Annotated in this window: 14 protein-coding genes and 1 tRNA gene; 4 read left to right on the top strand and 11 right to left on the bottom strand. The window is 45.9% G+C overall.

Annotated features, from left to right (window positions below):
• Position 1 precedes the first annotated feature (1 nt).
• Positions 2 to 184 carry a CPXCG motif-containing cysteine-rich protein gene (locus tag EO130_RS00325; protein ID WP_127139549.1) on the top strand — a complete coding sequence of 61 codons (183 nt, stop codon included), beginning with the start codon at positions 2 to 4 and terminating at the stop codon, positions 182 to 184.
• Positions 185 to 229: 45 nt separating this feature from the next.
• Here the strand turns inward: EO130_RS00325 and EO130_RS00320 are convergent, their stop codons facing one another.
• The 3 genes from EO130_RS00320 to EO130_RS00310 form a co-directional block, all read right to left on the bottom strand.
• Positions 230 to 1,060, bottom strand: a complete 831-nt coding sequence (locus EO130_RS00320) for a glycoside hydrolase family 16 protein (protein ID WP_241244274.1) — start codon at positions 1,058 to 1,060, stop codon at positions 230 to 232.
• Positions 1,061 to 1,124: 64 nt separating this feature from the next.
• A complete protein-coding gene (locus tag EO130_RS00315) occupies positions 1,125 to 2,327 on the bottom strand; it encodes an MFS transporter (protein WP_241244273.1) in 1,203 nt (400 codons plus the stop codon).
• A gap of 132 nt (positions 2,328 to 2,459) precedes the next feature.
• Positions 2,460 to 2,532 (bottom strand) — tRNA-Met (locus EO130_RS00310).
• A gap of 222 nt (positions 2,533 to 2,754) precedes the next feature.
• Here EO130_RS00310 and EO130_RS00305 point away from each other — a divergent pair.
• Together EO130_RS00305 and era are read left to right on the top strand one after the other, a co-directional pair.
• Positions 2,755 to 4,119 (top strand): alanine/glycine:cation symporter family protein, encoded by a 1,365-nt coding sequence (locus EO130_RS00305; RefSeq protein ID WP_127139547.1) that lies wholly within the window; start codon positions 2,755 to 2,757, stop codon positions 4,117 to 4,119.
• Positions 4,109 to 4,990 carry a GTPase Era gene (era, locus tag EO130_RS00300; RefSeq protein WP_127139688.1) on the top strand — a complete coding sequence of 294 codons (882 nt, stop codon included), beginning with the start codon at positions 4,109 to 4,111 and terminating at the stop codon, positions 4,988 to 4,990. The genes EO130_RS00305 and era overlap by 11 nt, the downstream gene beginning before the upstream one ends.
• Here era and EO130_RS00295 read toward each other — a convergent pair.
• Complete coding sequence (locus EO130_RS00295) at positions 4,987 to 5,502, bottom strand: GTP-binding protein (protein ID WP_127139546.1); 516 nt, start codon at positions 5,500 to 5,502, stop codon at positions 4,987 to 4,989. The genes era and EO130_RS00295 overlap by 4 nt on opposite strands.
• 76 nt (positions 5,503 to 5,578) lie before the next feature.
• On the opposite strand from EO130_RS00295, the gene der reads away from it, so the two are divergent.
• Positions 5,579 to 6,880 (top strand): ribosome biogenesis GTPase Der, encoded by a 1,302-nt coding sequence (gene der / locus EO130_RS00290; RefSeq protein WP_127139545.1) that lies wholly within the window; start codon positions 5,579 to 5,581, stop codon positions 6,878 to 6,880.
• On the opposite strand, the gene pbpC is transcribed toward der, so the two are convergent.
• The 7 genes from pbpC to EO130_RS00255 form a co-directional block, all read right to left on the bottom strand.
• Complete coding sequence (gene pbpC / locus EO130_RS00285; protein ID WP_127139544.1) at positions 6,881 to 9,253, bottom strand: penicillin-binding protein 1C; 2,373 nt, start codon at positions 9,251 to 9,253, stop codon at positions 6,881 to 6,883.
• Positions 9,254 to 9,259: 6 nt separating this feature from the next.
• Entirely contained in the window at positions 9,260 to 14,821 is a 5,562-nt protein-coding gene (locus tag EO130_RS00280; RefSeq protein WP_127139543.1) for an alpha-2-macroglobulin family protein, read from the bottom strand.
• Positions 14,822 to 14,994: 173 nt separating this feature from the next.
• Positions 14,995 to 15,783: a TPM domain-containing protein gene (locus EO130_RS00275; protein ID WP_127139542.1), complete on the bottom strand. Its 789-nt coding sequence runs from the start codon at positions 15,781 to 15,783 to the stop codon at positions 14,995 to 14,997.
• Positions 15,764 to 16,201: a TPM domain-containing protein gene (locus EO130_RS00270; RefSeq protein ID WP_127139541.1), complete on the bottom strand. Its 438-nt coding sequence runs from the start codon at positions 16,199 to 16,201 to the stop codon at positions 15,764 to 15,766. Before EO130_RS00270 ends, EO130_RS00275 begins: the two co-directional genes overlap by 20 nt.
• A gap of 3 nt (positions 16,202 to 16,204) precedes the next feature.
• The gene (locus tag EO130_RS00265; protein ID WP_127139540.1) at positions 16,205 to 16,804 is read right to left on the bottom strand and encodes a LemA family protein; all 600 of its coding nucleotides are present in this window, start codon (positions 16,802 to 16,804) and stop codon (positions 16,205 to 16,207) included.
• Between the two features lie 19 nt (positions 16,805 to 16,823).
• On the bottom strand, positions 16,824 to 17,153 hold the full coding sequence (locus EO130_RS00260) for a MerR family transcriptional regulator (protein WP_127139539.1): 330 nt from the start codon (positions 17,151 to 17,153) through the stop codon (positions 16,824 to 16,826).
• Positions 17,153 to 18,130, bottom strand: a complete 978-nt coding sequence (locus EO130_RS00255) for a M23 family metallopeptidase (protein ID WP_127139538.1) — start codon at positions 18,128 to 18,130, stop codon at positions 17,153 to 17,155. Before EO130_RS00255 ends, EO130_RS00260 begins: the two co-directional genes overlap by 1 nt.
• Between the last annotated feature and the right edge of the window lie 40 nt (positions 18,131 to 18,170).

The following is an 18,170-nucleotide window of genomic DNA, read 5'->3' as shown; positions in this document are numbered from 1 at the left end:
AATGTTCGAGCATTTTTTCCAATGTCCATATTGTTGGGAGGAAATCTCCTTTTTACTCGATACCTCCATTCCCGAACAGACCTATGTGGAGGATTGCGAAGTATGTTGCAATCCCATAGAGGCCACGGCACAATGTAGCCAACAAGAACTGGTTTCCTTCGAGGCTAAGGAATTAGGCCAGTAAAACGGTCGAACTGCTCAACGGGGACAAGGTTATGTTGCCGAATCCTTACTGATAGATTCTCACATAATCGATTTCAAGGATATCTTCGGTGAAATTTTCTGGTACTTCGCCTCCTAAATTACCACCTATGGCAATGTTCAGAATTAAATAGTGCGGATGGTTGAATGGTTTGTCATTGGAATTGGGCAATTCGTACACCAAGGTATCGTCAACATAAGTTTTGATGCTCTCACTGCTCCACTCCATGGCATACACATGGAATTCCGTGGAGGCGTTTTCAACTTCAGTTTCATCTCCAATTTCCTTATAGATTTTGGTGTTTAAATCGCCCCAATGGAAATGGGAAATAGTACAGTCCTTGTCCCAGCCAGTTTGTTCCAAAATGTCTATTTCACCGCATAAGGGCCAACCCACACTACCATATTGGTCATCGAAATAATTTCCGGTTTCATCTACATTGGCGCCCAAGGTCCAAATGGCGGGCCAAGTCCCCGCAGAACTGGGTAATTTTGCCCGAACTTCAACCCGTCCATAGGTAAAGACGAATTTTGAATTCATGCGGGCCGAGGTGTAGTCCTTCGTACTTCCGTTGTATACATAAGGTTCTTTGGCGGCCCTTATTTTCAAGGTTCCTTCGTTGACCAGGGAGTTTTCTTTCCTGTCCGTATAATGTTGTAGCTCATCATTGTGCCAACTGCCCTTATTTGGCGGAATGGTTTGATGGTGCCATTTGTTTGCATCAGGCCTTCCATCCACTTCGAATTCATCTGCAAAAACCAAATGGTCAAAGGTATTTTGATGTGTGCTGTTTTTAGAGGTGGGAACATCCTGACCAAGAAAGGCAAGGCTTAGCAAAAGGAAAATGATGATTCTCAAAATAAAACGCGTTTAATCATGGTAAATCTACTAAACAAAAGCTGGATAAGGATGTAAATGACACCTATCCTTTTCTTTTTTGCGCATAGAGTATCGAGATACCAATGCAGGCTCCAATGAAAGCCAAACATCCGCCGACCACACTGGAGTAGTTCACGCCCAAGCCAAATACCATGGGCAAACCTCCAAAATAGGCCCCAGAAGCATTGCCCATATTAAAGGCACTTTGGTTCATGGAAGACCCCAATTTTTCGGCACCTTTGGCCGCTCTAATAATGGCAATTTGAATGGGAGCGGTTATCGAAAAGGTAATCACGCCAACAATAAAGCTCAGCACAAATACAGCAATGGTATATTCCGCCAAAATGGAGTTCAAAATAAGGATGGTCGTCATGGAAAGCATACTGATCACCACCGACTTGACCGGATTAAAGATTTCTACCATGCGTGCGCCCAAAAAATTGCCTAGGAACATACCGCAGCCAGCCACGATCATCACGTAACCTACATACGATTCAGGCAATGTGGTTACCGAAATAACCAATGGGGCAATGTAGCTGTACCATGCGAAGAAACCTCCCGATCCAATGGTGGTCAACGCGATGAGGGCCCATAGCTTTTTGTTTTTCAACCCCGGAGAGGGATTTGCACCTTCAGTTTCATCAATGCCCTCCAGATTCTCCTTGGGCATCCAAAAATACAGACTGGATAAGGTGGCAATTCCCGCAAACCCTACCAGCACAAAGGAATAGCTCCAATGGATTTCTTGGCCGATGTAGGTACCAAGTGGCACCCCTAATATATTGGCGACCGTCAACCCCGAGAACATAACGGCCATGGCTTGAGCCGCCTTTCCTGGCCTTGCCAAATAACCCGATACCACGGCACCAATACCAAAAAAGGCCCCGTGGGGCATTCCTGATAAAAAACGGAACAACATCATCACCCAATAGTTGCCCGAAAAGGCCGATAAGGTATTGAAGACCGTGAACCATAACATTAAGAACAACAATGTCTTTTTGGGATTTAAGTGGGTGGTAATCCGAGCCATGAACGGTCCTCCAATCACGACCCCAAGGGCATAGATAGCAATAAAATGTCCCGCTTTGGGAATGGAAATTTCCAAGGAATCGGCAATATTGGGTAGAATCCCCATAATAACGAACTCGGTAAGGCCTATGCCAAAGCCTCCAATAGCAAGAGATAGCAGGGCTTTTTTGTTGGTGGATTGTGAAGTGTTCTCCAAGCGTATTTTCTTAAGGGGCAAAGGTAATAGCTTAGGATGACACTGGATAGGTAAAGCTATTCGAAATCTATTAGGATTTCATATCGAACCAAAAATATGAATACTTTGTATTCAAAATAAAAAAGCTCCTTGAAGTTTCAAGGAGCTTTCTAGTAGCGGGGACTGGACTCGAACCAGCGACCTTCGGGTTATGAGCCCGACGAGCTACCTACTGCTCTACCCCGCGATATATCTTTTTTGTTTCTGTTGGAAACGTCTTTTTTCAATAAAAATGCTCAGTTGGTGTAGGTGCCTTGCCCTGAGCGCAGTCGAAGGGTACTGCTCTACCCCGCGATATGGACGGCAAATATACAACGCTTTTCCTGTCATTTCCAAACTTAAATTCAATATTCCATTTTCCTTAACATCTATCCCATCCAAAATCCATAAATTCGACGTTTTTACCCTTATGGACGCAATCAACGATTTTATATCCTCTCTTTTGCCCTACACCGAGTGGCCCATGTTCATTTTACTTATTGGGGGTGGGCTGTTTTTGGCATTCTATTCCAGATTTGCACCCTTTCGCTATTTTGGACATGCCATTGCCGTTGTTTCTGGAAAATATGACGACAAAAATGCCAAAGGGGATGTCAGTTCATTTCAGGCCTTGTCCGCAGCAGTCGCCGCGACGGTCGGATTGGGAAATATCTCGGGGGTGGCCATTGCCATCCACGATGGTGGTCCTGGGGTAGTTTTCTGGATTTGGATGACCGCGCTCTTGGGTATGGGCATCAAATTTTATTCGGGAAGTTTGGCCATCATGTACCGTGGCACCGATTCGGAGGGACATATGCAAGGTGGGCCCATGTTTTACATCACCCAAGGCATGGGGAAATGGGCAAAGCCCATGGCCATTTTTTTCAGTATTTGTGGACTTTTTGGCTTTCTGGGCGTATTTACCGCCAACCAATTTACCGAAGCATTTATGGGTGTGGTGCAGCCGCACGAAACTCTTTTTGCCACCAGTGAATACAACTGGAAGCTGGGGATAGGGTTCTTTTTGGCCATTGTAACTTCTATCGTGATCTTTGGTGGACTTACTAAAATAGCCAAGGTAGCATCGGCCATAGTGCCTTTTATGGTGGGGGTTTACCTCTTGGCGGTCATTTTTGTAATGGCAAGCCATGCGGACGAAGTCTTTCCAGCGTTAAAAATGATTTTGGTAGAAGCGTGGAACTTCGATACCGCGGTCACGGGCGGATTCTGGGGCTTGGTCATCGTTGGGGTCCGCAGGGCCATGTTTTCCAATGAGGCCGGACTGGGTAGTGCACCCATGTACCACGGGCAATCCCGTAACGACGAACCTGCCAAGGAAGGTCTTGTGGCAATGCTCGGCCCATTTATCGATACCATTTTAGTATGTACCTTTACCGCGGTGGTCATCATTTTGAGCGGTGCCTATTTGGAAGAAGGTAGCGGTATCGTGATGACGATGTCCGCTTTTGAAACCACACTTTACGGTATGGGAGACGTACTTTTGATGGTGATTGTGGCCGCATTTGCATTGTCTACCTTGTTCACCTATTCCTATTATGGCGTGAAGAGTTTGTCATTTTTGACCAACGCCAAAATCGGAAAATGGTACAATGTGTTTTTTGTAGTAATGATTGTTTTTGCCGCAATTGCATCCTTAAAACTGGTCAAAAATTTGATAGACCTCTCTTATGCATTGATGGTGATTCCCAATATGATCGCTGTGTTGTACCTTTCACCAAAGGTGAACACAGCATCCAAACAATATTTTGAAAAAAGAAAGAAACGTGGCGCATAAAGCAGGATTTGTAAATATTATCGGGAATCCCAATGTGGGTAAATCTACCTTGATGAACGCCTTCGTGGGCGAAAAGTTATCCATTATTACCTCTAAGGCACAGACCACAAGGCACCGTATATTGGGCATTGTGAACGGCGATGATTTTCAGTTGATATTGTCCGACACCCCTGGAATCATCAAACCCGCCTACGAACTGCAAAGTTCTATGATGGATTTTGTCAAGTCCGCCTTTGAGGATGCCGATGTGCTGCTGTATATGGTGGAAATTGGAGAGAAGGCATTGAAGGACGAATCCTTCTTCAAAAAACTACAGAACAGCAAAATTCCTGTGCTGTTGCTCCTCAATAAAATTGACAAATCCGACCAGCAGACACTGGAAGAGCAAATGCAATATTGGCAAGAGCAGTTGCCCAATGCAGAGATCCATCCGATTTCCGCTTTGGAAAACTTTAATGTCACCGAAGTCTTCAACCGCATTTTGGAACTATTGCCCGAAGCACCGCCCTACTACCCCAAGGACCAAATTACGGATAAGCCAGAGCGCTTTTTCGTGAATGAGACCATCCGTGAAAAAATCTTGCTCCACTACAAAAAGGAAATCCCGTATTCGGTTGAAGTGGAGACCGAGGAGTTTTTGGAAGATGAAGATATCATCCGAATCCGTTCCGTGATTATGGTAGAGCGCGACACCCAGAAAGGAATCATTATTGGGCACAAGGGCGCAGCCATTAAAAAAGTGGGAGTGGAAGCTCGTAAAGATCTAGAAAAGTTCTTTGCAAAACAGGTCCATATCGAACTCTACGTGAAAGTGAACAAAAACTGGCGCAGTAACTCCCAACAGCTCAGGCGTTTCGGATACAATGGCTAGGATTCGTCCGCAACACGCTCAAAAGGAGCAATCGTTTCCCGGACAAACTGCTTCAACTGCTCCATTTGACCTTTTCCTTTTGATTTTCCCAAGCGACCAAATGCATAAAGCGCGAACCAAATCACCACTAGAAGGAACATGCCCACCAAAAAGAGCGTGATATCCTTGCCTAAGGAGTAGTTGGAATAAGCGAATATGCCCAGAATGATAAAAATGGTTCCCACACCAAAATGCAGGAACATAAAAAAGGTCCACAGGGTGGGATTGGGTCCAAAAACACCTCGTATGTTGCTCACGCCCTCCTCAAACGAAGAAAGTTCCAAATGAAGTTGGGGTGTCCAAAAGGTCGTTTCTGCCTTTTTGAACTTCACAAAAATATGCTCGTCCAGTCTTTTGATCAAAAACGGACGGGCCGAAGGCGTATCAAAAACGGCTTCCACATCCTTTAAATTGGCCCTTAGGGAGATGCGAAAACGGGGCCGTAAAACCAGCTCATTGGTCAGGTCGCTCATAATCATTTGAAAATGATGAAAAAAGGTATCATTTTTTCTTCATAATAAATGGTATTTTTGCCAAAAATTAAACCTAATGGGAGCTATCGTAGCCATTGTAGGAAGACCCAATGTTGGGAAGTCCACTTTTTTTAACCGACTCATTCAACGCCGTGAGGCGATTGTGGATGCCGTAAGCGGCGTTACGCGGGACCGTCATTACGGTAAAAGTGACTGGAACGGCAAGGAGTTTTCGTTGATCGATACCGGTGGTTACGTATTGGGTAGCGACGATGTTTTCGAAAAGGAAATCGACAAACAAGTGGAATTGGCCATTGATGAGGCCGATGCCATCATTTTTATGGTGGATGTGGAATCTGGGGTAACCGGGATGGATGAAGACGTTGCCAAATTGCTGCGCCGAGTAGATAAGCCCACCTTTTTGGCCGTTAACAAAGTGGATAATACACAGCGGATGGCCGATGCGGTGGAGTTTTACGCTTTGGGCTTGGGTGAGTATTACACCATCTCCAGTATCAACGGGAGCGGGACGGGCGAACTGTTGGACGCCCTTGTGGAGGTGTTGCCCGACGAAAAGGAAGAAGAAAGTGAACTGCCACGCTTTGCCGTGGTGGGACGTCCAAATGCAGGAAAATCATCCTTTATCAATGCCTTGATAGGCGAGGAAAGGTACATTGTGACCGATATTGCTGGGACAACACGGGATAGTATCGATACCAAATACAATCGTTTTGGGTTTGAATTCAATTTGGTGGACACTGCAGGTATCCGAAGAAAGTCCAAAGTCAAGGAAGATCTGGAGTTTTATTCGGTGATGCGTTCCGTAAGGGCCATAGAATATTGCGATGTCTGTATCTTGATGATGGATGCTACCCGAGGTTTCGACGGACAAGTGCAAAATATTTTTTGGTTGGCGCAGCGCAACAATAAGGGAATCGTGATTTTGGTGAACAAATGGGATTTGGTGGAAAAAGAGACCAACTCCGTAAAGGAATATACCAAAGCGATACACGAGGTGATTTCTCCTTTTGAAGATGTACCCATCCTGTTCATTTCGGTATTGAACAAGCAGCGCATCTACAAAGCCATCGAAACTGCGGTGGAAGTGTATAAAAACCGTTCCAAAAAAATACCGACCCGCAAGTTGAACGATATTATGCTTCCCATTATTGAAAAAACGCCACCACCGGCCACCAAAGGGAAGTATGTAAAAATTAAGTTCTGTACGCAGCTACCGACTCCATATCCACAATTTGCGTTTTTCTGTAATTTGCCACAATACGTAAAGGACCCCTACAAGCGGTTTTTGGAAAACAAGATCAGACAGCAATTTGATTTTACCGGAGTTCCGATTACGATTTTTATGCGGAAGAAGTAATTATTCGCCCGAAGCATACCGCACGTCCACTTGTTGTTGTATCCGGTTTCCTTGACCGTCCACGGCAGTCAGGGTATAGATGCCTGGTGCAATGTCCAAAATGAGCTCATGGAAATTTTCCGTTTTACCCAAAAACCTCTCATCCAAATACCAATAAATGATGGTATTGGATTGTTGATGGGCCAGTTTTAGGATGACTTCCCTGTTTTTCTCGCCCAAATCCTTTGGGATCAGCACAGCTTCATTTTTCTTGGGATAGATGAATTCCATCAAATGGTTTTCCAAAGTAGCGCAACCCTCCAAATAAGGCGGCAAGGTTTTGTAGTTGGGGTTGGAGGCAGCATAATAGTATTCCAAAATGGGTGGGAGCACTAGCCAATTTTTGGCCACCATATCTTCCAATGGATAACATTCCGAGTTCACCCTAAACCGTTCGGAGGCATCCAAAAACACTTGCTGATGATAGGGGCAGGGACCGCTTCGCGTTCCGTGGGTGGGTACCCATTCCTTTTTGAAGTCATCACAGTACACCGAGGCCCGAAATCCACTCTGCTCACATACGTCCAGCTCCACAAGGTCGTCAAAAGGCTCTTGGAACCAACCGCTCTGAGGCAGGGCATCCAATACATCAAACAGTAGCGGGGCAGCAGCAGTAATCCCCGTAAGTCCGGGTCTGCCCTCACCATCGGCATTGCCTGCCCAGACTCCTATCGCATATCGTGGCGTAACCCCAACGGCCCAGGCATCCTTAAAACCAAAACTGGTCCCGGTTTTCCACGCAATCGGTTGGGAAGAATCAAAAAACTGCCAATTTTCATCACCTTCGGGCCGGTTCACCTCGTACATGGACTGAAATGTGCTGTAAATGGGCCCAGCGCCAAAAACCAAAGGGTCAAATTGCTCTTTTCCAAAATCCTTCATCTCATCCTGAACATAGGTAGCCTCACTAAATTCCTGACTTCTATAGGTGCTGGAATGGTTCAAAAAATAGTTCAGACTGGAAGCCATGGAGGCATAGGTGGAGGTCACTTCCCAAAGGGAACTTTCTGCCCCACCTAGAATTAGGGATAATCCATAGTGTGAAGCTGGCCTGTCCAACGATTTCATGTTCATTTTATGGAGTTTGTTGTAGAACTTTTGGAGTCCATATTCCCGCAACAAACGAACGGCAGGAACATTCAACGAACGGGAAAGTGCCTTGCTGGCCGGTACAGCTCCTGCATAAGTAAGGTTGAAGTTTTGTGGATTATATCCATTGATTACCGTAGGCACATCTTCCACCAAGGTGTGGGGCAATAATTGTCCTTCATCCAACAAGGAAGCGAACAAAAAAGGTTTTAAGGTACTTCCTGTACTTCTTTTTTTGGTGATGATATCCACATAATTGGCATGTGTTTCGTCCGAAGGGGAGTTTCCCACATAGCCGAGTACTTTTCGGGTTTCTACATCCAGTACCAAAATGGCCAGGTTGTGTATTTCATTACTTTTCAATTGCTGATAGTGCCGCTCTGCCAAAAGATTCAGCCGTTGCTGCAAAGGCCTCAATACCGAAGTGTTTACACGCTCCCGGGGATGCTCGTTTCGAATGCGTTCAGTCAGGTGGGGAGCCATATCAGGCAAAAGCATGGGCTCTTGGGGCAATGGTTCGGCAAGGGCCAACTCATACGTCGTTTGGTCTATGACCTCCTTCTCCCGAAGTTTTTTCAATAATCGATTTCGCTTGTCCAAAAAAGCCTTTTCGTTTCTTCCGGGAAAAATCAATGCAGGTGCGTTGGGCAAAACCGCCAAGGCAGCGGATTGGCCCCAACTCAATTCGTGGGCGGGAATACCAAAATAGCGCCAGGCCGCGGTCTCCAATCCCACCACATTGCCGCCATAGGGCGTGTGGGAGGCGTACAGTTTCAAAATGTCTTTTTTGGAGTAACGAAGTTCCAAGCGCGTGGACATAAACACCTCAATGAGTTTTTCCCAGTACGTTCGGCTTTGGTTTTTTCGGCTCAAACGTATCACTTGCTGGGTGATGGTACTACCGCCCCTTCGGGTTTCTTTGGTGAGATTGTGGCCAAGGGCCTTGATGATGGAAAAAGGGTTGAATCCAGGATGCTGGTAAAAATATGCATCCTCAAATAATAGGATACTCTGCTCAAAACGTTCCGGAACCGAGTCCATGGGAGGAAACCGCCATTGGCCATCGGCTGCGATGCGCGCCCCGATAAGGGCGCCATCCGAACTGTTCACCACGGTAGAGGTAGGGTCTTTGAACAAATTCTTGGGCAGGCAAAACAACCATAAGACCAAAATGATGAAAAACACACCAAATTTGATCTTATGGTCGATGAAAAGCTTTTTTACTGGCGACAAAAACTCACTCATTAACCCTTACTGAACTATGTTCACCCATTGCCCTTTGTTCCGGGCTTGGTAGTTGTCATCATACATGGCTTCAGCCTGCGCACCCGGCAAATAATAAGTGCCCAAAAAGGATGCGTTCAATTTGATGGTAAAGGTTTTTGATTTTTTGGCATCCAAATCAAAATATAGATTAGTCCGATCGTCCCGTGTATCGACATAATCCGCTTTGGATGCATTTTCGTTGGTACCGCTAACAAAAGAGGTATCTACGATTTCCCATCCACTGGGCACGATATGGGTGAGGGCCACATTATCGATGTAGTCATTCGAACCATTGAAAATGGTCACTTTGGCCTCAAACTCCATTCCCTGTCGTAATTCGTCCACATTCAGGGAATTCCCTAGAGGGTCCACATAGCTGACCGATAACCTCAAATTTTCCTCTTGCGCCAATTCCTCACCAACGGGAAGCTTGCCTTTCTGGGTCAGGGTGGCATATAACGTATTGCCCAGATGGTTCTTAATTTGGATATCTTCCTTGAAGGAGGTGATGGCAATGTTTCTTTGGGCTATGGCCCTATCCGTTTTCACCTTGATTTCCTTACCGTTGTTGGTAAAACTGAGGTCAATCGATTTTCCACCGTTTTGCATCACCATTTTTGATAGGGCCAATAGTGCAAAAGCGGTTTCTTGGGTACTGTACCATTGTTGTGATGATAGATTTTTAGCTAAGGAAACTGCCAAATCCCGCTGTTGCGGGTCGCCTAAGATGACCATGGTCTCCAGAGCCATGGCTCGGTTTCGGAATACGGAACCATAGGTTCTGTAATTGTAATTGTTCGGTTTAAAATCAATGTTGGATTTCTGCGCAATGGCTTGGGCCACTTCTTTTTTTCCGACCAAGGCATAGGCTGCGGCCAATCGCCATTTAGCCTCGTTGCTGAGGTTTGCGGTTTCCCGTAAACGGTTCATGGCGGCCAATTCAGGCTGTTGCGCCAAGGCCAAGGTGTACAATCGGTAAGCCTGGGAAACATCGTCGTTGTAGTAGGTGCTTTGGTTGCTCCATTGACGTGCGGCGGATTTTTGGTAACGCAACCAATTGCTCAAAAAGGTCAGTGGGAGCTGGTAACCCACTTTTTTGGCTTCCAACATAAAGTGGCCAGCGTATGATGTACCCCAGTCATCGGCATTGCCATATCCGGGCCAATAACTCAATCCGCCGTCTGGGGTTTGAAAATCGCCCAATCGGTTAATAGCGGCTTTTATGTTTTTTTCTACTTCTTTCTTTTTATCGAAAGTGATGTCCAATACATCGCCCAAAAATAATTGTGGGAAGGCTGCAGAGGTGGTCTGTTCGACACATCCGTGGGGATAGCGGAGCAGATAATCCATCCGTTTGGAAAAATCCATGGGCGGAAGCGTTGAGAATTCGATGAACGCTTCATTGGTGCCCGACGTGCCAAAAGTCTCCATAGAAATCAGCTGTGAACCATTGGGCTCTAGCGTATACAGTTCGCTTTTGGTAGTGACGGGGTTCGGATTTTCCACATCGATTTCCGTCTCGTTGGTTGCGCGTTCCCCTGCTCCCGTAGCCGTAACTTTTATAGTTTGAAAGGATGCTGCGGGTTTGACCTTGAAATCAAAATTTACGATTTGCTCGCCAACCGCATTGAAGGTGATATTCTTGGAGGTACCGCTAATGGGTTCCAAGGCTTTTCCGGCATCGATACTGACGGTTACGTTTTTCACTTTGGGCTCCATGGCAAAAACGGTAACTGGAATGGTCACGGTTTCGCCAGGAGACAATTTTCTTGGAATGGATGTCAATACCATCAAAGGTTTGCGCACTGGAGCGGTTTTTTCGGTATTCCCGTAAGCACTTTGTTCATTGCCGGCTACGACCATGGTTCGTACCGAACCCACGTAGTTCGGCATATCAATCGTATGCGACGCTTTTTCTCCAGCTTTTAAGCTGAACGGCCCCAAATAAGTGACCACGGGTTTAAAGCGCTGCGCTTTTCGGTTTTTTGCTCCGGCGGCCATCCCGCCCCCGCCAATCGCGTAGATATTGTCCACACTCACGGAGTAGGCCCCCATCACATCATCAAAAATGTCAAAGGTTTTTACGCCCAAGGCTTGTCTGGCATAGAACGAACTGTGAATATCGGGGGTAGTGAAGCGGGTCAGGTCCAACAGACCCTCGTCCACCACGGCCAATGAGTAGGTCATTGCCTTTTTATTGGCTTCGGAAACTGTCACTTTGTATGCGGATTCCGGTTCCAATACCTCTGGCATGCTGATTTCAGGTTGTAAGAGGGTCGCCGGGTTTTCCACCAATAGGGGAACTACTCCGTACAAACGTATGGGCAGGTCGTTTTTGACTTGACTGTGGGGCTGCAACAGGGAAATGTTCACATAGGCATTGGGCGCCATTTCTGCTGTGATCGGAATAGAGGCCTTGGTTTCTTTGGCCGATGTTTCAATCCATTGTTGGGAAAGGACTTCGGTTCCGTTTTCGATGCTGAGCAAGGCACGCCCTCCCTTATCCGACGGGAAAGTTACCGTAGCTTCCTCTCCTAAGGTATATTTTTCCTTATCGGTAGCGAATATGAGGATTTTGGAACTCTCCGCATCGGCGGATGCAGGCCTGCTCCACCAGTTGCGATAAAAATAGGCCGTGCGTCCTGTCGCATGCTTGGAAGCTTCATCGATGACCCGAATCAAGAAACGACCTCCTTCTTCATCCGGTACGTTAATGTTGAAGTTGGCCTTTCCGTTGCTTCCCGTAGTGAGCTCCATTTCCATAAAGGGACGATGGACGGTCGCATTTTCATATCGGGATAAATTGTCATAACCACGGTTCCACCACCAGCGCCATTCAATTTTAAAGATTTGTACTTTCAATCTTCGATTGGCTGCTGGATTTCCTTGGGCATCCACCGAAACCACATCAAAAGTGTTGTTGTCATCCGTTAAAAAAGAACCATACTGTTTTGCGTTTGGGGAGCGCAAGCCAACAAAATGCGAAAATGGTGCAAGGTTCTTGGAAAAAACGTCGATTGAAAAATCGCCGCCACCTTCAAAAACCTTGGTCGTAAAAGTGGCTTCCAGCATTCCGGGCGCATTCCCGTTGATGTCTATTTTTTTGTTGATGTCCAACTCACCATTGGCATCTAAATTGGAGGAAATCCACTGCAGTTCGGTTTCATTGAAGGTTCTTGCAGGGTCTTGGAACGTGTAATCCCTAAACTTTGGAAAAGCGTTTGCTGTTTGCTTTAGGGTAGCGTTGATGTCAATTTTAAGGTTGCGGGCAGGAGCACCGTGCAGCCACTTCACACTTGCTTTTCCGCGATTGAACGCATTGGCCTCCAAAATTTCATCGTCAAAGGAGAAATCGACCTTTAATCGGTTGGGTTTTACGGTAGCCACCTTCAGGGTCTTACTGAATTGTGCACCGCCCACAATGACTTTGGCCGACCAGTTTCCAGTGGGTGCTGTGGTCTCTGTGGAAATGGGGAAATAGTAGAAATTCCTTTCTTTTTTGGCAAATAAGCCGTCATCAACCGCGATGCTTCCTTCCTTGAGCACATTGCGCTGTACTAATTTACCTCGGGCGTCCGTCACTTCCAGGGTTACTGGGTGCCCTTTGGGCAAGGGATTGGCATTGTCGTCCAAAACAAAGGTCAAATGGATAACATCACCTGGTCTATGCACCCCTCTTTCGGTGTACAAATAGCCTTGCAAGCCTTTCTGAAGTTGTTCCCCGGACACGTCGAATTTACTGAGCGATAAGGCATTGCCGTCCGAAAGTTTGGCGTAAGCGAAATTGTTGTTCTTTTCTGCGACTGCGAAGGCGATGCTTTTGTCGCTATCATAAACGGAAAGTCCGGAGGCATCGGTGGTGGTTTCACCAACTAGCTGTTGTTGGTAATTGTACAGTTTTATGTTGGCCTCGGCAACGGGTTGGGTGGTGAGCAAATTGGTCACCGCAAAATGATGGGAACGGTTGCTGCCTTTTTTTACGATGAGACCCAAATCACTACCCAACAGATTGGTCCCTACTACGCGGTCATAATTGTAGTAGGCGGAATGGCACGGATTGTCCCTTTCTTCCCAATTGTAATCGTAGTTTCGGTAGGTGTAGATCTGATTGTTCCAATACAGTTCTTCCAAATCGGCCTCCTCGGCACTTTGTTCCAAGGAATAGTCGGCAACCGATGCTTCCGTTTCCGAAGATGCTCCACAATCGTAGGTGGTGTGTTCCTTTTTAAAGCTGAATTCCACGCGGTACAACGACCCGGGGTGAATCTGTATCAATTCGGATAAATCCAATCCGTGTGCTTGCCAGTAGCTGGAATTTTCGGTGCCCTCCTCGGTCAATGGAATGACCTTATAGGCGACCCTTCGGCCCACTGGCCTAAAATCGGGATTGTAATTTTCGGTAAGATTATAGGTTTGAAGGTATTGGAGCATGTTGTTCTCGTAGACCTGAATCACCCGGACCTCGACGGCAGATAGATTAACGGTTTCAAAATAAATGGGTGTTGAGGCTGCATTGGGCAAAATGGTTCCTTTTGAAATCAATCGAACGGCAGGTTTTAATTGCTCAAAAGAGACCAACTCGGAAAAATCGTTTTTTAAGGTAAACCCATATTCGCTCTTGATGCCTTGGAAGACATTCACAAGAACCTCGCCCAAAATTCTATTGGATGGATATACGTTCAATACATTTCCGTTGATTTCGTAGCGGAGGCTTTCCGCATTTTCCACGGTGACCAAACCGTTGAGATTCTGGTCCTGTTGTAAGGGCTCCGAAAAATTTAGAGTCAATACCGCATTGGGAGCAGAAGTGGTTTTGGCATCAATGATCACGAATTTGTTCTTTCCCGGAATAGGGTAAGTTTCCGCACCTTGGTTATCAATATCGTATGCTTTCCCGTTCCAGCTGATGTTGAGCTCACTGTCATCTGTTTTTCGGGATATACTGTCAATTTTGAAACTGAAGTATTGGGCGTTTTCCGTGCTGTTGTCCCATTTGACGGGCAAGGTATTATCTCCCTGTTTTACGGTGAGCACCGTGCTTATTTTTGAAGCATCCAGCATATCCGAAGCGTCCAACATCCCGGTGAGGTATTGCCAATCCTTGCTGTACGATTGCAGGTTCCCCAAATTGATTCTAAAATTAGGGGCAATGGTCTTAAAACTGAAGGTATAGGTTTTAAAGGCACTTTCAATACCTTCAAAAAGCTTATGCAACTTAAGTTCGACGGTATATTCTGTGTTTGGTTTTAGGTATTCCGCTGGTTGGAAAATGAGTTCCCTTCCGTTCTCGACCACCAAGTTCCCGTCCACCTTTGGTGAAATGTCCAGATATTCCTTGGGAAGTTCTTGGGTAAGCTCAAATTGCTCCAAGGGTTGGGCCAAGGCAATTCGGATGGGAGTGGCTATACTCTGATTGCCATTGGTGTGATAGCTGATGTAATCCTTGAACTTGAAAAGGTTATCCGTATCGGATGAATCATTCTTTTTTTTACAGGCTGCTACCAAAATGAGCAGTGCGATAAGTAGTGATTTGCAGGATCGAGACATGATGTAATGGAATAGTGTTTACTGATAAAATATAACTAAAAGCAAGATAGTTAAAATTGAGTATCGGGAGTTGGGGAATTGACGAATGCCCTGTTTGAATTGACGGATGAGGTTTTTTTAGGGTAAAATGTAAAAAGTAGGAAGAAATTTTAGAAAATATCCGAGGGGAATACCTACCAACCCCCAGAGGCACCACCACCTCCAAAGCCGCCTCCACCGAAGCCGCCTCCAAAACCACCGCCACCACCGAAGCCTCCTCCACTGCCAAATCCACCGGAAGAGCCAGAACTGCGACCCATATTGCTGAGGATGATCATGTCCCAAATATCAAGTCCGCCGCCCCTACGACCACCTGGACCTCTGCCGCCCTTGTTTTTGCGACTCCAAAAAATAATGATGATGATAAAAATGATAAAGGGAAACAGCGCATCAATCGGAAATTTTTTGCCCCCACCAAAGGTGCGGTCTTCGGTAAACTCCCCGGTAAGTACTTTAAAAATAGCATCGGCGCCTTTGTCGAGCCCAGCATAATAATCCCCTCTTTTGAACTCAGGGATAATAACGGATTCTATGATGCGCCTGGACATTAAATCGGTAAGGCTGCCCTCCACACCATATCCGGTGTTAATGGCAATCCTTCGGTCGTCCCTTGCCAAGAGGACCAACACGCCATTGTCCTTGTCCGCCTGACCAATGCCCCATTTTTGTCCCCACTGTGCGCCCAAAAAATTGATATCCTCTCCCTCGGTGGTACTGATAATGGCCACTACGATTTGGGTGGAGGTGCTATCGGAATAGCGCACCAGTTTTTGCTCTAAGGCATTGCTCTGCGATGGAGATAATAGGTTCACGTAATCGTAAACACTGGTTTGCTTTTTGGGTTTTTCTGGTATGGTGAATTGCCCCCAAGCTATGGAAACACATAAAAAAAATAATAAAAAACTACCCTTTGGATATCGCATCGTTTAGTTCGTTGGTATCATTTTGCTGCCACGGAAAATGTGCCTGCAATTCCTTGCCGGCCATAAGAATGCCTTCAATGATACCCTGTTTAAAATTTCCTTTTGTAAAGTGGGAGGCGATGACGTCCTTAGTGGTGTCCCAAAAACCTTTGGGAACGACACGATCGATACCTTCACCGCCATAGATGACGAATTTTCGATCGTCCACTGCCACATATAAAAGTACACCGTTCCCTTCTTTGGTGTTGTCCATCTTCAAGAAATGGAACACTTGCTGTGCCCTGCTGAAATGGTCTATCTTGGAGGACGCCTCAATATGTACCCTGATTTCACCAGAAGTATTCTTTTCAGCTTCAACGATGGCATTTACGATATCGCTTTCTTCCTCAGCAGTCAAAAACTCTTCTACGTGCGACATGGCCTAGTTGAATTCAAAGTTCACATCGGGAGCATCTTCCGAACCGGCATCAGATTTAAATAGTGGCATGGATTCAAAATTTGCTATGCTGGCCACAATATTGGTAGGGATTTGTTGAATTCGGATATTGTATTCTCCCGCCAAATCGTTAAAACGGTTACGCTCCACATTGATTCTGTTCTCGGTACCTTCCAGTTGCGATTGTAGCTCCAAAAAGTTTTGGCTTGCCTTTAAATCGGGGTAGCGCTCCACGGTAACCAACAATCTGGACAAGGCAGAGGACAAACCTGTTTGCGCTTGTTGAAATTCGGCCAACTGCTCTGGTGTGATGTTGTTTGCATCAATATTGGTAGAAGTAGCTTTGGCCCTAGCCTCTATAACGTCCGATAGGGTTTCGCGTTCAAAATCTGCGGCACCTTGAACGGTTTTGACCAAGTTCCCGATGAGGTCGCTCCTACGTTGATAGGAACTTTCCACATTGGCCCACTGTTTGGTGGCCTGCCCTTTCATATTGATCAGGTTATTGTTGGTCCGTACGTACCAACCCACAATGATTACGCCCAAAAGTCCGAGGACAATAATGGCAATGATACCTTTTTTCATTTGCTATTGGTTAAAGTGTTTATAGTTGTTCTTTGATTTTCAGTAGCTCTGCCTTTACTTTTTGTAGTTTTTGGATCACTTCAAAATTGGAAAGGGCCTTTTGTTTTTCCTCTTTCAAATGTGTTTTGGCTCCTTCCAAAGTAAAACCGCGTTCCTTCACCAGATGATAGATCAGTTGAAGGTTTTGAATATCCTGGGGTGTGAATTTACGATTGCCCTTGGCATTCTTTTTGGGCTGGAGTACATCAAACTCTTTTTCCCAAAAGCGGATGAGGGAGGTATTCACCCCAAAGGCCTTGGCCACTTCACCAATGCCATAATATCGTTTTTCGGGCAGATCTATGTGCATTAATCCAGTGATTGGTTCTCTTGGTTGGCCAATCTGAGCATATTCTCGAATTCTTCGGCCGTCAAACTTCCATAATAGAAGTTAATGGGGTTGATGCGTTCACCATCCTTGAACACTTCGTAGTGCACGTGTGGCGCTTGCGAACGCCCTGTACTTCCCACAAAGCCGATAAGGTCACCTCTTTTGACCTTTTGGCCCACAGTCACGTTGTATTTGCTCATGTGACCGTAAAGTGAAATATATCCATATCCATGGTCAATGCGCACGTGTTTTCCATAGCCCGAAGATCTATTGTCGGCACGTACCACTTTGCCATCCCCTGTAGCGTAGATTGGGCTACCCCTGGGTGCGGTAAAGTCCATGCCCCAGTGCATTTTTCGGGCTTTGGTAAAAGGGTCGGAACGCCACCCATAACCAGAGGCCATTCGGGTCAAATCTTCATTGCTTACAGGTTGAATGGCAGGAATGGAGGCCAATAACTTTTCTTTTTCTTCGGCCAATTTGGCAATCTCGTCCAAGGATTTGGATTGGATCACCATTTGTTTTTGAATGATGTCCAGCCGCTTGGTGGCATCGATGATAATTTCTGAGTTGTTGAAACCTTCAAGGTCCTTGTAACGGTTAACACCACCAAAACCAGCTCTTCGCTGTTCTTCGGGTATGGGGTTGGCCTCAAAATACAATCGGTAGATATTGTTGTCGCGTTCTTCGATATTGGCCAAAACCTGTTCCAATTGGTCCATTTTCCGGTTGAGGATTTCAAACTGCAGCTCGTAGTTGCGCACTTCCCTCTCGAGTGAAAGTTCTTTGGGCGTATTTACCCATCGGGTGTTCAGCAAAATGATCAATCCAAGGAAACCGAACAGCGCTGAACCCAAGATAAACAGGAAAATATTCCTGTACCTTCTGGATTTTTTCGGCTCTATCTTTCGGTACGAAAGCGTATCCGGATCGTAATAGTACTTAACTTTAGACATGAATGGATTTTATCCTATTTTTGCTCACTCATTTTAATCA

The sequence above is a fragment of the Flagellimonas marinaquae genome, assembly GCF_003992675.1.
GTDB classification, from domain to species: domain Bacteria; phylum Bacteroidota; class Bacteroidia; order Flavobacteriales; family Flavobacteriaceae; genus Flagellimonas; species Flagellimonas marinaquae.
The sequence above is the reverse complement of the archived record's forward strand: the minus strand, read 5'-3'. Positions and strand labels throughout refer to the sequence as shown.

Excerpts from the sequence above, each read along its gene's own strand:
- EO130_RS00325 (WP_127139549.1), top strand. The coding sequence starts at position 2 with ATGTTCGAGCATTTTTTCCAATGTCCATATTGTTGGGAGGAAATCTCC.
- EO130_RS00305 (WP_127139547.1), top strand. The coding sequence starts at position 2,755 with ATGGACGCAATCAACGATTTTATATCCTCTCTTTTGCCCTACACCGAG.
- EO130_RS00295 (WP_127139546.1), bottom strand. The coding sequence starts at position 5,502 with ATGAGCGACCTGACCAATGAGCTGGTTTTACGGCCCCGTTTTCGCATC.
- der (WP_127139545.1), top strand. The coding sequence starts at position 5,579 with ATGGGAGCTATCGTAGCCATTGTAGGAAGACCCAATGTTGGGAAGTCC.
- pbpC (WP_127139544.1), bottom strand. The coding sequence starts at position 9,253 with ATGAGTGAGTTTTTGTCGCCAGTAAAAAAGCTTTTCATCGACCATAAG.
- EO130_RS00280 (WP_127139543.1), bottom strand. The coding sequence starts at position 14,821 with ATGTCTCGATCCTGCAAATCACTACTTATCGCACTGCTCATTTTGGTA.
- EO130_RS00275 (WP_127139542.1), bottom strand. The coding sequence starts at position 15,783 with ATGCGATATCCAAAGGGTAGTTTTTTATTATTTTTTTTATGTGTTTCC.
- EO130_RS00270 (WP_127139541.1), bottom strand. The coding sequence starts at position 16,201 with ATGTCGCACGTAGAAGAGTTTTTGACTGCTGAGGAAGAAAGCGATATC.
- EO130_RS00265 (WP_127139540.1), bottom strand. The coding sequence starts at position 16,804 with ATGAAAAAAGGTATCATTGCCATTATTGTCCTCGGACTTTTGGGCGTA.
- EO130_RS00260 (WP_127139539.1), bottom strand. The coding sequence starts at position 17,153 with ATGCACATAGATCTGCCCGAAAAACGATATTATGGCATTGGTGAAGTG.
- EO130_RS00255 (WP_127139538.1), bottom strand. The coding sequence starts at position 18,130 with ATGTCTAAAGTTAAGTACTATTACGATCCGGATACGCTTTCGTACCGA.